The organism is Pseudomonas sp. GM60 (assembly GCF_000282415.1).
Taxonomy (GTDB): domain Bacteria; phylum Pseudomonadota; class Gammaproteobacteria; order Pseudomonadales; family Pseudomonadaceae; genus Aquipseudomonas; species Aquipseudomonas migulae.
Genome location: NZ_AKJI01000036.1, coordinates 13,395 through 26,765, shown reverse-complemented (window position 1 = coordinate 26,765; position 13,371 = coordinate 13,395). Strand labels below are relative to the sequence as shown.

The window sequence follows — 13,371 nt, the reverse complement described above, 5'->3', positions numbered from 1 at the left end:
CCTCACAGTGTCTCGGGCAGAATCAACGCGGCGGCGTGGCGGCGCAGGAGGATGTCCATCAAGTCGCCCTGGACGTCCCCCAGCAAACCGGTAAAGGCCAGGCCGTCCTGTTTCTGCGGCGCGAGAAAGGTCAAGTCATAGAGTTCCAGGCGCGAGGGTGAAAACACGGCGATGGGGCTGGAACCGTTACCGATCAGCTTGCCGCCGACCACGGTGAGCGACAGTTTGGCTTCGTAGGGGTCTTCCTTGAGATCGCGGTCGGTGCCACGCAAATCCTTGGTGTGGCCATAGATTCCGGTCAGGGCATTGGCCATCAGCTCGTTTTCATACAGGCGCACGCCGGTGCTGTTGCGCACGCGGATCCCGTGTCGGTCATTGTCCGCCGCGCGGTTGCGCCAGATCAGGTTATTGCCGCTCTCGTACAAGGTGATGCCGTCGGAGCGGTTTTTGTAGGTTTCGTTGTAGGCCAGCAGGTTATTGACGCTGGAACGGTCGAGGACGATGCCTGACAGATGATTGTTGTAGGTGCGGTTGTAGATGATCCAGCTGTCGTTGACCTCGCGCGAGAGGATGATGCCGTGCTTCTTGTGGGTGTCGAAGACATCGTTATGGGCAATGATCAGCCGGCGCGAACGGTCGTGCGGGTCGATGCCATATACGATGTTTGCGCGATAGGTGTTGCGCAGAATCACCACGTCGTCGGCCTCGTAGCAATAGAAACCGAAATAGTTGTCGATGAACTGCGAATTGATCAGCCAGCCGGTCGGTTTCTTGCGCTTCATCTTCGGCGCCATGCTCGGGCTGTACTGGGAAATACTCACCCCATAACTCTTGCTCTCGGTGTAGCCGAAGCTGGTGATGGTGCTGTTGACGATGTAGGTTTCGGTGCCGCCCCAGGAAATCAGGAACGGGCGAAACGTTTCCTCTTTTTTGAACCAGGCCGGGCTGTCGTCTTTCTCGCTCCAGGCGCTGACCTTGGTATCGGTAATGAACAGTTTGCCGTCGTTGACCAGGAACGAACCGCCGTCCTGGGACAAGCGCAATTCCTTGACCGATTTGTCGATATGCAGCGTCCCGCCGGGACGAATGACGATCGGCAAGCGCGCCAGAAACACCCCCGGTGCGGTCTCGCGCAGGGCTGTCTGCGGCAGGCTGCGTGCCAGTTGCGTCAGGCTCATGTAGCCACGGTCGATGAAGATCGCCACGGGCATTTGCTTCTGGCGCACCACCCATTCCTTGAAGCGGTCCTGGCCGCCGATGAACTCGTCGAGCGCGTTCTCCTTGAGCATCGGCTGGATCAAGGCACGGCCGGCGGGCTTGTAGGCAATCTTCGCGGCGACTGCCTCGGCGGTATAGCCGGACAGGTCGGGCATTTTCGGTTCCTTGATCAGCAACGGTTTTCCCGGAGCCTCGCTGATGCTGTAGCGCGGTATCAGGAGGTCACCTGCCGCACTGGCACCTGCCGTCTGCACCAACAGCATTGCGGCGAGCATCAGTCCTATCTTGACGACACGGTCCATAAGTCTCACTCATCCAAAAGGCAGCCGGTTGTGATCAATGTGCCGTTGCCCGCGATGGCTTCAGCGCGGGCAGCCACCGGGTCCTAGATTTTCCAGATGAAATCGATGAACGCCCGGTGCATGCTCGAATCGGTGTCGTTGGCGTAGGCGTCACCGGGGAAGAACACACCGAGGCGCAGGCGGATCAGTGCCGAGGGTTCGTCGACCCAATCCACCATGCTCGCGGGCAACAGGCCTTGCTTGAAGTACTTGGTCATGACCAGATCGACTTCCTGACCGAGGTCCTTCTCGCCGTCCACCAGCGCCGCATTGATGATCCCGTCGTCGCCGGTTTCCGTCTGGTCGTCGACCCGCCAGAAGCGGTGGTAGACGAGGCTGGCGTCGTAGTCCTCGCGATACGACCAGGCGCCGAACAGGGTCGCGGTCTGGAGGTTGCTCAGTTCACCGCGAAAGGCTTCGCCGAAGCGGTGTACCCGTGAGCGCGTGCCGGTGTAGTTCGAGCGGTTGCTTTGCAGGCCGGTTTGCTGGAACTGGTTCTCCTGGTCGTTGCCGCCACCATCGCCACGGGCGGCGGCAGCACCGAGGCGCCAGGCGTCATCGATGTTCCAGCGCAAACCCAGGTCGGCGGCCCAGGCATTGACGTCGCCGCTGGTGTGGCCCGTCGCGATTCGATCGCCGGAAGGGACGATCACGCTGTTGAGGTTGTCGCGATCGCCGGTCAGCCAGGTTGCGTTGACCCAGTAATTGAGCGGCATCGTCGAGCGATAGTTGTAGCCGTCACCGTTCGCTTCAAGGCCGACCCAGGTCAGGCTGCCGGTGGTGGTCTTGTCGAGTGTGTCGAGCCGGTCACCGGGGTCCGGCAGATTGCCGCTGTCTTCCGAGTGATGTACGCGCAGGCCGACCCAATTGTTGGGCGTCCATTGCGTAGAGATGTCGGCGAAGGCATGGGAGCGGTCTTTGTCTTCCGGCGCCAGGTCGTCCAGGTCGGTGCGGTAGTCGGAAAAGCGTTGAGCGGCGCCGACGTGGCTGCGCAGCAGCGTGGTTTCGAAGGTCCAGTTGAGCGCTTCGATGTTGGTGTCCATCCACTCGCCGCTGTCCTCGCGCAGACGCTGGCGCCCCAGGCGTAGATGCTCACCCGGATAGGCCGTGATGCCCGAATAGTCGACCCAGAATTCGCGAAGCGCCAGGTAGCTGTCATCCGCTTCACGGGTGTTGCTGTCGTCGACGCCGTTGTTCACGGTGTCGGTGTCGATGGTGTCGGTCGCCGCTACCGCCTGGCCCATCACATAGGCGCTCCAGTTGCCCCATTGGCCAAAGGCCCAGGGGCGCAGGTCGAGGCCGATATCGTTGAGGGTGCCACCGGGTGCAGTGCCCAGGTCCCGGTCGTCCTGCGACTCGCCGGTAATCTTCACATCCAGGCCGAAATTCTTCGGCGCCACTTCCGCCGCCAGCACCAGACCGGCGCTGCACATCAGCGAAACTCCCAGACCATAACCTGCCAACAGTGCTTGTTTCATAGTAAGTCCTGTCCATTTTCCGGAGTTTGCAGCCTGGCGAGAGCCGCGCCCGTCAGACGGGCCTGAGCTTCTTCCTCAAGTAAGGGCTGCGCGATTTTCCTCTCTGCCGGGGTCATCCCCGACTGCACGGCCGACAGCACTGGCCCCGCATTTACCACGCCCTGGCGTTGCGCGAGTTGCGCAAAGACAAAGGCATTGATTCGATTGACCTTGACCCCGCGTGAATCGGAAAACATGTGTGCCAGCGCCAGGTCGGCATTGGGCGAACCGTTGCGCGCTGCCAGCAGCAAGTGTTGCAGCGCTTTCTGTGGTTCGACCTGGCCCAGATAACCGCGCCGGTACAACTGGCCGAGGTAGTAATGCGCCCCGACTTCACCGGCGGCGGCCGCCTTGAGCAGGTGCTCTTGCGCCAGGCGCGGATCCTGCGGCAGCCATTTGCCGAGGTAATACAGGCGCCCGGTCAGCAGTTCCGCCCGTGGATCGCCCGCTTCGCGCCCGCGCTGCAAGGCCGAGAGCAATTGCGGCGCATCGCCTTGGGCGGGGTAGTCGTCGATCAGCCGCGCCAGGCTGGTCCAGGCCGGTGGATAGTCGGGTGCCAGTTCCTCAAGCAGGCGCTGGGCGCTTTGCGGATCGGCCGGGCCTTCGAGTGTCGGCGTCGACAGAACGCGCGCCACCGACTCGACCCGCAAGGGCGCTACTCGTCCCTCGCGCCAACCCTGGCGCAACTGCGCCAGCAAGTCGGTTTGCGCCTTGGACTGGGCGCGCATCCGATTGATGGTGGCCAGCTCCACATAACAGGCATCGAGTAATGCCAGTCGCGCCCGGCACATCTGCTCGATCTGCGGCAGATGAGCGTTATAAGTGCCCTGATTGCGGTAAATCAGAATCTGCGCCAGGTCGGCCTCGACAATGCCCTGGGCGCGCCAACCGTTGACCTTCTGCTGCGGATCCACCCCCGGTGTCAGTTGCGGGTAGCCCAGGTACAACAAGGTCAGCGGCACCACTGCACTGAACTCGCCTTTGTCCAGCGCACCTTCCAGCAATTGCCGGGCCTCTTGCACTTGCTTGGGATCCGTCGGTCCCTGACGCAGCAACACGCGGCCCAGACGTGACTGCGCCTTGACCGATTCCGGCGCGGCCTGCCGGTACAATCCCTCAGCCTCTTTCAGGCTCGCGGGGTCGCCCGCCGAGGCCGTCAAGTCGCCCATTCCGGCCTGGGCGTCGGCATAGCCGTCCTCGGCCAGCGGCGCGAAGTTCTTGCGAGCCGTTTCATAATCGCCGCGCGCCATGGCCTCGCGCGCCAAGCCTTGATCGGGGAGGGTGCCGCACCCATGAATCATTGTCAGGGCCGCGGCCAGCGCGGAAAACCGCAGCCCCGATCGCCATGCGCCGTTCATTTTCCGGCCGCCATGACTTTATTCGCCCAGGTGTTTTTCACCCAGGCATTGGCCGCCGAGGCACTCTGCACCCAGACATTGCCTTGCAGGTCTTCGATACTGACCTCCACCGGCCGCCCGGCCTGATCGGTTTGCAACGGGCTGTCAGGCTCAATGGTGACCCGCAGGTCCGAGGCCAGGCCGCCGTTGTCCAGCGCCACCGCAGTGATTTTGCCCGCGCGTGGCTGTTCTTCGCCGATCAGTTGGAAGCTCACCGCTTTGCCAGGCTGGATCTTGGCAAAATTCTTGTAGGGGAAGCGCGCCTCGATGGTCGCCACACCGTCGATCGGCATCAACTCGTACACCGTGGTGCCCTTACCGACGACCTGGCCGTCCGGCACCAACTGCGACACCACCCGGCAATCGCAAGGGCTGGTCAACGAACCTTGCAGGGTTCGGCTGAACAGGCGCTCAAGGTTTTCCGGGGTCGCCTGTCCGGGCGGCAGGTTGCCTTTCATCACATCCAGCAGCGAGGCGGAAAAGGTCGCCAGCGGGGCGCCCTTGGCCACCACCGACCCGACTTTGACCAACGAATTGACGCTGCCGTCGCGCGGCAGGCCGATCAACTGGCCGGGCACATTGACCCGCGCCGATTCGGCATGGGTGACGAAATAAATGCCATACAACTGGTGCACCACATAACCAAAGGCAAACAGCCCCAGGAGGAACATCAGCAGGCTTACCGCGGTGGCCCGCACGCGAGCGAGAATGCCCATGCCGTGGCCGCTTTCGTGCTTTCGCGGCTTGGTGAAGTTGTCGCGCTGCTGGGTCGAGAGCATGTCACCCAGGCTGATCACCCCGCCTGAGAGGTAAGAGGTGATCACGTAACGCAAGGCGGAAATCGCACGAGGGCGCAGGTTTTGAAACTCGCAACCTATGCGCTGCCCCTCGTCGTTAATCGAGCGCACGACAAACTCCACGTCGATGGCAAACCCCAGCGCATCGACCTGGAACACCAGTTTGCCTTTGTGTTGCCGGCCCACGATCAGCGTTGTACCCGGCTGACTCAGGCTGAATCCTCCGGCTGACAAGTCGATCAGTTCGCAATCGAACGGCTCCCGGTCCGGCCCGTGAAACTTGATCCTCGCCGGTAGCGTGAGCCGCGCATGCTGGCGCTGCACCTCCGACTCGTGCACGACATTGTCATCAACAGCAACAAAAGCTGTGTTCATAACGCGTTCCTTCCCATCGATTGAGTCCGATCCGGCACGGCCTGCCACGGCCCTGACACCTGCACTACACAATCCACATCAGCAGCGCGCAAAACACGCTGCCCGCCGAAAACGTCATGGCCCGCGACGACCAGGTATTGAACCAGCGCTGATAGCTCGCCAGTCCACGGTCGAGTTTGGTTTTCTGGCGCGTCCACGATTGCTGGTCGAGACGAAAGAACACATAGATCTTCACCATGGCGCCGACCAGCTGGTTGTAATAGAGAATCAGGGGATAAGCCGGGCCGACCGGGTGCCCCGACGCCAGCAACAGAAGACTCAGGATCAGGCGCGTCACGCCGATCCAGAGCACATAAATCAGCAAGTAGGCGATGCTGTATTTGAGGCTGGCAATGATCGCCACCGACGGCCCGAGCAGGCTGGCCCACATCGATACGCGCTGGTCGAGCAGCACCAGCGAGGTGAACCAGCCCAGCCGCCGCACGCCCAGGTGCAGGGCCCGTGAGTTCTGCCGCAGGTTATTGCCATACCAGCGGAACATCAGCTTGCGGCTGGCCTTGATGAAGTTCTTTTCCGGTGGATGCTCGACGGTGTTGATCGCCGCGTCGGGCACATAAAAGGTGTCGTAGCCCAGCCGCATCAGGCTGTACCAACTGGACTTGTCATCGCCGGTCAAAAAGCGGAAACGCCCCAGGCGCCAGTGCTGCAGATAATCGCGCTCAACGTCTTGAATGAATCCGGGATCGGTCACCACCTGGGCGCGGAACACCGACATCCGCCCGGTCATTGTCAGCACGCGCTTGCCCAGTGCCATCGAGCACATATTGATGTGCCGCTGGGCGAACCGCAGCTTGTGCCATTCGCTCATCAGATAGCTGCCGCGCACCTCGCAGAACTCATTGGTGGTCAGCCCGCCGACGTTCGGAAACAGCTTGAACCAGGGCACGGTCTGACGTACCAGCCCGGCGGAGAGCACGGTGTCGCCATCGACCACGGCCACCACTGCATCGGCGTCCGGCACGTGCCGGGAGATCGCCCGGAAACCATGGGCCAGGCCGTCGCGCTTGCCGGTGCCGGGAATCCGCACGATGCTCAGCTTGACCTGCTCCGGCGGGGTATAGCTGTCCCAGAGTGCCTTGATCAGCAATTCATCGGCGAGCTCGACGATGGAACAGACCACCGTGGTCGGGTAACCACAACCGATGGCTTCTTCGATCACCGAGCGGTACACCTGCGCCGTGGTCAGCGCCTCGATCCGAAAACTGGTGACCAGCAAAAACACGTGCGACGGGTCGGCAATGCTGCCGAGCCGGGTGACTTTGCGTCTGTAGTAGGGGAACACCACATAAAGGAACAGTAACCCTCGTATGTAATGGACAGCCCCCATCGAGTAGCGCCAGATGCCGACCGCCCCCAGCAACAGGAGGAAGTCCCTGGATTGGGGATCGAACACTGAGCGCGGCAGCAGCAGTGCAAGCCCCAGCAACGCGGTGACGTAAAACAGCCAGCCCGCCGCTTCGCGCAAGTAATCCCTGGCACCAGCCATACTTGTGACTCCTGTTCGATAAACCCGTATTGCCCGGGTTGCAGTTCGGTGACTCTCTTACCAGCAGATGCCTTCGAGCTGATCGTCACTGGTGTGTGGCATGAAACCCACCAGGTCAACCACCTGCTTGCCTTCGGGCACCTCTAGCGCGAGGGCTCTGAAGGACTCGTCACCGTTGCCAAGCACAATCACCTCCGCCTCGTCGATCACCTTCACAAGGTCTGCGCGTAGCAGCGAAGCCAGGTGCGGAATCTTCGATTCGATGTAGTCCTTGTTGGCGCCATAGATGCGCGCGTATTCAACGTTGCGGTCGAAGATATGCAGGTCGTAGCCCTTGCCGATCAACATCTCGGCCAACTCCACCAGCGGGCTTTCGCGCAGGTCATCGGTGCCGGCCTTGAAGCTCAGACCGAGCAGGGCGATACGCCGCTTGCCGTAACTGGTGATGATGTCGAAGGCTCGCTGAACCTGCGCCGCATTGCTGCGCATGATCGACGCCAGCAGCGGGTGCTCGACATCCAGTTGCCCGGCGCGGTAGTTCAGCGCACGCACATCCTTGGGCAGGCAGGAACCGCCGAATGCGAAACCTGGGCGCATGTAATAACGCGACAGGTTGAGCTTGGTGTCCTGGCAGACCACGTCCATCACATCGCGACCGTCCACGCCGGCGGCCTTCGCGATATTGCCGATCTCATTGGCGAAGGTGACTTTGGTCGCGTGCCAGACATTGCAGGTGTACTTGATCATCTCGGCCACTTCGATACTGCGGCGCAGGAGCGGTGCGTCCAGCTCTTGAAAGAGCGAGGCGAGCAGGTCACCGCTGCGTTGGTCGAGTTCACCGATCACTGTCATGGGCGGACAGTTGTAGTCCTTGATCGCCGTGCTTTCACGCAGGAACTCCGGGTTGATCGCCACACCGAAGTCGACCCCGGCCTTCTTGCCGGAACAGTCTTCCAGTATCGGGATCACCACATTTTTCACGGTGCCCGGCAGCACGGTGCTGCGCACCACCACCGTATGCCAACTGTCCTTGGTGTGCAGGGCTTCGCCGATCTCGCGGCAGACCGACTCTATGTAGACCAGATCCAGATCGCCATTCTTCTTGCAGGGTGTACCGACGCAGAGGAATGACATCTGCGTGTCCATCACGGCCGCCTTTACATCACTGCTGCCGCGCAGCCGCCCCGAATTCACCCCCTGTTCGAGCAGCGGTTCCAGGCCGGGCTCGACGATAGGCGATTTGCCCTGGTTGATCAGGTCAATCTTGACTTGCGAGACATCCACGCCGATTACGTCATGACCGCGAGCAGAGAGACAGCCCGCGCATACAGCGCCCACATACCCCAGACCAAATATGCTGATACGCATTGGTAAGTTCCCCATATACCCGGATTTCGGATGGCCGTCGGCATGCCACACAGGCCGACAGTTGCTCTATTTGGCTAACTAAGCGGCAGTTTGGTTCAACTTGTTTTTCGGGCCAGCAATCGCAGAACCAAGAGTGTAGACAAACATCTTCCTGGCACTGTCATTTTTTTTAACAGGAATTTCGAACAGTTTGCGCCAGCAATATAGAGAGTGGGGGTTACAAGGAGAGTGCCAAAAGACAATATGTGAATTTATAATAAAAAATGACAATAAAAACAGATAGATATCTAACTTATTTCGTTTGGTCATATGAGTAGAATATGTGTTTTTGCACCAAAATCAGGCAGGTGGCTATATCGTTTTTTTGAAGCGGCACTGGCGCGGTGCAACGCCAGCGTTACAATTTTGCAATCAGCCAGATCAATTTTTTATTAGAGTGTAAAGTTGCTGAGACATGTCAAATTTTCAATAACGGTTTTATTGGCGTTTTTATTATGCGTGATAGTCAATATCTTGGAGCTGCATAATATGATCAAGCAATAAAAAACCGCATTAATGCGGTTTTTTATTGCGGTTGAAATGTGAGGGAGTTAGAGGCTATTGGCCAGTTTTCCGGTGGACAGTCGGCGCTTGTACGCGGTGTCGCGATTGGCCAGCCAGTAGTAGAGCGGCGAGGTGATGATCAGGCCCACCAGCCAGGACAGGTCAGCCCCATTGATGTGCTCCGAAATCGGCCCGACGTACAGCGGCGTGTTCATGAACGGAATCTGCACCACGATCCCGATCGCATACGCCAACAGTGCCTGCGGGTTGTATCGGCCGTAGATGCCGCCATCGACCTTGAAGATCGAATTGATGTCGTACTGGCCTTTGTGGATGGCGTAGAAGTCGATCAGGTTGATCGCGGTCCATGGCACCAACACCACGAGCAACACCAGCACCATGTCGACGAAGTGGCCGATGAAGTTGGCGGAGGCGCCGACGGCGGCAAAGCAGCAGGCGGCGAGGAGGATGATCGACAGGATGGCGCGGCTTTTGGCGGTGGGGATCCAGCGGTAGGCGAAGGTTTGCACCAGGGTGATCAACGACAGCACCGCGCCATAGAGGTTGAGGGCGTTGTGGCTGATGACGCTGAGCAGGAACAGCACGAGCATCAACGGGCCGATGGAGCCGGTGGCGAGTTTGACGGCGTCCATGGTGTCCATGCCGACGGGCGTGGCGAGGACGGCGACGGCGCCGAAGATGAACGAGAGGCTGGAGCCGAGCACGGTGCCCAGATACGTCGTCCAGAAGGTTGCGGCGACGGGCACGTTGGCCGGCAGGTAGCGCGAGTAGTCGGAGACGTAGGGCGCGAAAGCGATCTGCCAGAGTGCGGCAAGGGACACGGTGGCGAGCCAGCCGGAAATATTGAAGCTGCCGCGTGTGAGGAAATCGGCGGTCTGCACGTGGGTGAAGATGTAGCCGAAGCCGAGCACGATACCCGCGCCGAGCACCCAGGTGCCGATGCGGTTGAGCACATGGATGAAGCGATAGCCAATGATGCCGATGATGCCGGAACCGAGGGCGCCGATGACGATGCCGACCGGCACCGGCACGCTGTCGACCACGCCATGCAGGGACTTGCCGGCGAGGACGATATTGGAGGCGAAGAAGCCGATGTACATGATGCCGGCGATCAGCACCACCAGCAGCGCGCCGAGGGAGCCGAACTGGGCGCGGCTCTGGATCATTTGCGGGATGCCCATCTGCGGGCCTTGCGCCGAGTGCAGTGCCATCAGCACGCCGCCGACCAGGTGGCCGACGAGGATGGCGACAATCCCCCACACCAGGTTGAGGTGAAACATCTGCACGCCGAGGGCACCGGTGACGATGGGCAGCGGGGCGATGTTGCCGCCGAACCAGAGGGTGAACAAGTCACGGGTTTTGCCGTGGCGATCTTCGGGTGGCACGTAGCCGATGGTGTGTTTTTCGATGAGTGGGGCGGGGGTTGTTGCTGCGGTAACCATGACGGACTCCAAGGCAATTTTGAGTACGTGGACGTACTTCGGTGAGCGCCGCGTGGGGCGACGCTTTTCTTGTTGGAGTTGATGATGTGCGGTGGGGTGGGATAGATAAATTAGTAGTTTTGTTGGTACAGACGTTAAAAAAAGTAGGTCGCCAGGCAGCCGAAAAACCTGTAGGAGTGAGCCTGCTCGCGATGGCGGATTGGCAGACAAATCAATGTTGACTGTCAGGCCGCCATCGCGAGCAGGCTCACTCCCACAGGGTTATTTGGGGTGTTCAGAGTCGTGAGTTTGCCATATGACCTTGTAGGAGCCGGCTTGCTGCGGGCGGCGTTCCGACGATGGCGATTTTGGGGGCGCCATCGCCAGCAAGCTGGCTCCTACAAGGGCGACGTTATTGGCTGATGAACGCGAGCATTCGTTGCAGCATTTCATCGCAACGGTTCAATTGTTCGAGGCTGACGAACTCATCCGGTTTATGGCCCTGATCCATGCTCCCGGGGCCGCAGACAACGGTGGGGACTCCTGCTGCATCAAACAGGCCGCCCTCGGTGCCAAAGGCCACTGTTCCAAATTCCCTGGAGCCGGAAAATGCAGCGATCAACTCAGCTGCTTCGCTGTGGGCATCGGTTGCTAATCCGGGATACGCCGACAACTCACTGAAGCGAATCTCGCTCTGTTCACTGACCGCACGCATTCGCGGCAGTACTTGCTGCTCGGCGTAGGCTTTCAATTCCTGGGCAACTTCACTCGGATCATGCGAGGGCAACGCGCGGATTTCGAAGTCGAACCGGCAATCGGCCGGGACAATGTTCAACGCTTTGCCACCGGAAATCACACCGGTTTGTACGGTGGAAAATGGCGGATCGAAACGCGCATCGTGATGCTCGGGCGCTTTCAGGCGGTTACCGATTCGTCCCAACTCACCGATCAATTCGGCGGCGTACTCAATGGCATTGACCCCAAGCGGCGCATACGCCGAATGGCACGCTTCGCCATGAATATCGCAGCGCATCGCCAGTTTGCCTTTGTGCCCGAGCACCGGTTTCAGCTCAGTCGGCTCGCCAATGATGCACAGCATCGGTTTGACCGGGCGTAGTTCCAGCTCCGCCAGTAAAGAACGCACACCAAGGCAGCCGACCTCTTCATCGTACGAAAGCGCAATGTGAACCGGCAGTCTCAGCGAAGCGTTTACCAGGGATGGAACGAGGGCAAGCACGCAAGCAATGTAGCCCTTCATGTCCGCCGTACCGCGACCGTACAACTTGCCATCGCGCTCGGTCAGTTCGAATGGCGCAACGGTCCACGGCTGGCCATCGACGGGCACCACATCGGTATGCCCCGACAGCACGATGCCCGGCTTGTCCGCCGGGCCGATCGTGGCAAACAGATTGGCCTTGCTGCGCTGCTCGTTGTAGATCAGTTCACAAGGCACATCGAGACTCGCGAGATAGTCGCGGACAAACTCGATGAGCTGCAGGTTTGATTCGCGGCTCGTGGTATCGAACGCCACCAGGGTTTGCAGCACGTCGCGGCTGCTGCTCATCGGTCGTCTCCGGCGACGCCGTAGCCGGGGGATTTGTCCGGGGCGAGGGCGCGGTCGATGTAGTCCTGGACTTGTGGGCGGTAGGCATCCCAGAGTTTTTCCAACCCGCCGATAGGGTCTTCATCTGCCCAGTCGACTCGCAGGTTGATGATTGGCCAGGTCAGTTCGCCGACCACCACCATCGCTGCCGAATGCACCGGCCCGGCTTCGCCACCAGCGGCGATGGCGGCTTTCATTGCGGCGAGCAGGCGGTCGGCGAGTTGACCTTCGCCGTGTTCGAAGGCCTCGACCATCGCCTCGATCACGCCCCGGTTCGCGAGCATGTTGCCAGCGGCCACACATTGTTCGCCGGACACGGCGTTGTGGTTGCCCAGGGTTTGCGCACCGCTGAAATGGGCGGTCTGGCCGAGGTGGTCGATGGCGGTGATCTGCCGATATTGGCTGTAGCCGTTGCGCGTGAGGACCTTGTCCAGCGCATCGAAAGGGGCGAGGCCTTGCTCCATCAGGGCGAGGACGTCCGGGCCGAGGGAGGGCAGGGTGATGTTTTGCGTGGAGACGGCGCCGACGCCCGGCAGCAGCCACGGACAGCGGGCGCCGACGGCGATGCTGGAGGAACTGATGGCGATGCCGAACTGACCGGTTTCGGGGCAACGGGCGGCGATGGAGAAGGTCATGGGGTTTGCTCCTTGGTAAATGAGGTGTCTGGGCGGGCCTCATCGCGAGCAGGCTCGCTCCCACAATTGGATTTGTGTCGTACACAATTCCGTGACCACTGAAGATCCCCTGTGGGAGCGAGCCTGCTCGCGATGGCCGCGACTCGGTCTGGTTCCTTACTCGGGAATCACCGCAATCACATCAATCTCCATCAACCACTGCGGCTGCCCCAGCGCCGATACCACCAGCCCGGTCGAAATCGGAAACACGCCTTTCAACCACTTCCCGACTTCCTGATACACCGGCTCGCGATACCGTGGATCGATCAGGTAAGTCGTGGTTTTGACGATGTGACTGAGGTCGCTGCCAGCCTCTTCCAGCAACTGCTTGACGTTGCGCATGGCTTGCTCGGTTTGCGCACGCGGGTCGCCAAGGCCTACCAGATTGCCTTCGAAATCAGTCCCGACCTGGCCACGGACATAAACCGTATTGCCGGCGCGGACCGCCTGGCACAGGTCATTGTCCAGGCTCTGGTTCGGGTAGGTTTCCTTGGTGTTGAACATGCGAATACGGGTATGGGTTGGCGTGGACATGTGAAGCTCCTGGAAA

10 protein-coding genes are annotated in these 13,371 nt (G+C 60.3%); all 10 read right to left on the bottom strand.

The genetic code is table 11. The annotated features are described in order from the left end of the window. Positions 1-2: 2 nt before the first annotated feature. The 10 genes from algG to PMI32_RS20145 all read right to left on the bottom strand — a co-directional run bounded on the left by algG (position 3) and on the right by PMI32_RS20145 (position 13,355). Entirely contained in the window at positions 3-1,520 is a 1,518-nt protein-coding gene (algG, locus tag PMI32_RS20100) for a mannuronan 5-epimerase AlgG (RefSeq protein ID WP_008027184.1), read from the bottom strand. Positions 1,521-1,603: 83 nt separating this feature from the next. Continuing rightward, positions 1,604-2,992, bottom strand: coding sequence for an alginate export family protein (locus PMI32_RS20105; protein ID WP_238541022.1), 1,389 nt, complete (start codon positions 2,990-2,992; stop codon positions 1,604-1,606). A 41-nt stretch (positions 2,993-3,033) separates the two neighbouring features. Then, positions 3,034-4,326 carry an alginate biosynthesis protein AlgK gene (locus PMI32_RS20110; protein WP_238541021.1) on the bottom strand — a complete coding sequence of 431 codons (1,293 nt, stop codon included), beginning with the start codon at positions 4,324-4,326 and terminating at the stop codon, positions 3,034-3,036. Positions 4,327-4,430: 104 nt separating this feature from the next. Next, positions 4,431-5,645: an alginate biosynthesis protein Alg44 gene (locus PMI32_RS20115; RefSeq protein WP_008027179.1), complete on the bottom strand. Its 1,215-nt coding sequence runs from the start codon at positions 5,643-5,645 to the stop codon at positions 4,431-4,433. Positions 5,646-5,709: 64 nt separating this feature from the next. Next, the gene (locus PMI32_RS20120; RefSeq protein WP_008027177.1) at positions 5,710-7,191 is read right to left on the bottom strand and encodes a glycosyltransferase family 2 protein; all 1,482 of its coding nucleotides are present in this window, start codon (positions 7,189-7,191) and stop codon (positions 5,710-5,712) included. Between the two features lie 57 nt (positions 7,192-7,248). Further along, complete coding sequence (locus PMI32_RS20125; protein WP_008027175.1) at positions 7,249-8,559, bottom strand: nucleotide sugar dehydrogenase; 1,311 nt, start codon at positions 8,557-8,559, stop codon at positions 7,249-7,251. 590 nt (positions 8,560-9,149) lie between these two features. Next, positions 9,150-10,565, bottom strand: a complete 1,416-nt coding sequence (locus tag PMI32_RS20130; RefSeq protein ID WP_008027173.1) for a purine-cytosine permease family protein — start codon at positions 10,563-10,565, stop codon at positions 9,150-9,152. A gap of 391 nt (positions 10,566-10,956) precedes the next feature. Further along, positions 10,957-12,108, bottom strand: a complete 1,152-nt coding sequence (argE, locus tag PMI32_RS20135) for an acetylornithine deacetylase (protein ID WP_008027171.1) — start codon at positions 12,106-12,108, stop codon at positions 10,957-10,959. Beyond that, entirely contained in the window at positions 12,105-12,782 is a 678-nt protein-coding gene (locus PMI32_RS20140; RefSeq protein WP_008027169.1) for a DUF1028 domain-containing protein, read from the bottom strand. The genes argE and PMI32_RS20140 overlap by 4 nt, the downstream gene beginning before the upstream one ends. 156 nt (positions 12,783-12,938) lie before the next feature. Continuing rightward, the gene (locus tag PMI32_RS20145; RefSeq protein WP_008027166.1) at positions 12,939-13,355 is read right to left on the bottom strand and encodes a RidA family protein; all 417 of its coding nucleotides are present in this window, start codon (positions 13,353-13,355) and stop codon (positions 12,939-12,941) included. Positions 13,356-13,371 lie beyond the last annotated feature (16 nt).

What these genes read in the sequence shown, in the direction of transcription:
- algG (WP_008027184.1), bottom strand. Translation starts at nt 1,520, where the DNA reads ATGGACCGTGTCGTCAAGATAGGACTGATGCTCGCCGCAATGCTGTTG.
- PMI32_RS20105 (WP_238541022.1), bottom strand. Translation starts at nt 2,992, where the DNA reads ATGTGCAGCGCCGGTCTGGTGCTGGCGGCGGAAGTGGCGCCGAAGAAT.
- PMI32_RS20110 (WP_238541021.1), bottom strand. Translation starts at nt 4,326, where the DNA reads ATGGCGCGCGGCGATTATGAAACGGCTCGCAAGAACTTCGCGCCGCTG.
- PMI32_RS20115 (WP_008027179.1), bottom strand. Translation starts at nt 5,645, where the DNA reads ATGAACACAGCTTTTGTTGCTGTTGATGACAATGTCGTGCACGAGTCG.
- PMI32_RS20120 (WP_008027177.1), bottom strand. Translation starts at nt 7,191, where the DNA reads ATGGCTGGTGCCAGGGATTACTTGCGCGAAGCGGCGGGCTGGCTGTTT.
- PMI32_RS20125 (WP_008027175.1), bottom strand. Translation starts at nt 8,559, where the DNA reads ATGCGTATCAGCATATTTGGTCTGGGGTATGTGGGCGCTGTATGCGCG.
- PMI32_RS20130 (WP_008027173.1), bottom strand. Translation starts at nt 10,565, where the DNA reads ATGGTTACCGCAGCAACAACCCCCGCCCCACTCATCGAAAAACACACC.
- argE (WP_008027171.1), bottom strand. Translation starts at nt 12,108, where the DNA reads ATGAGCAGCAGCCGCGACGTGCTGCAAACCCTGGTGGCGTTCGATACC.
- PMI32_RS20140 (WP_008027169.1), bottom strand. Translation starts at nt 12,782, where the DNA reads ATGACCTTCTCCATCGCCGCCCGTTGCCCCGAAACCGGTCAGTTCGGC.
- PMI32_RS20145 (WP_008027166.1), bottom strand. Translation starts at nt 13,355, where the DNA reads ATGTCCACGCCAACCCATACCCGTATTCGCATGTTCAACACCAAGGAA.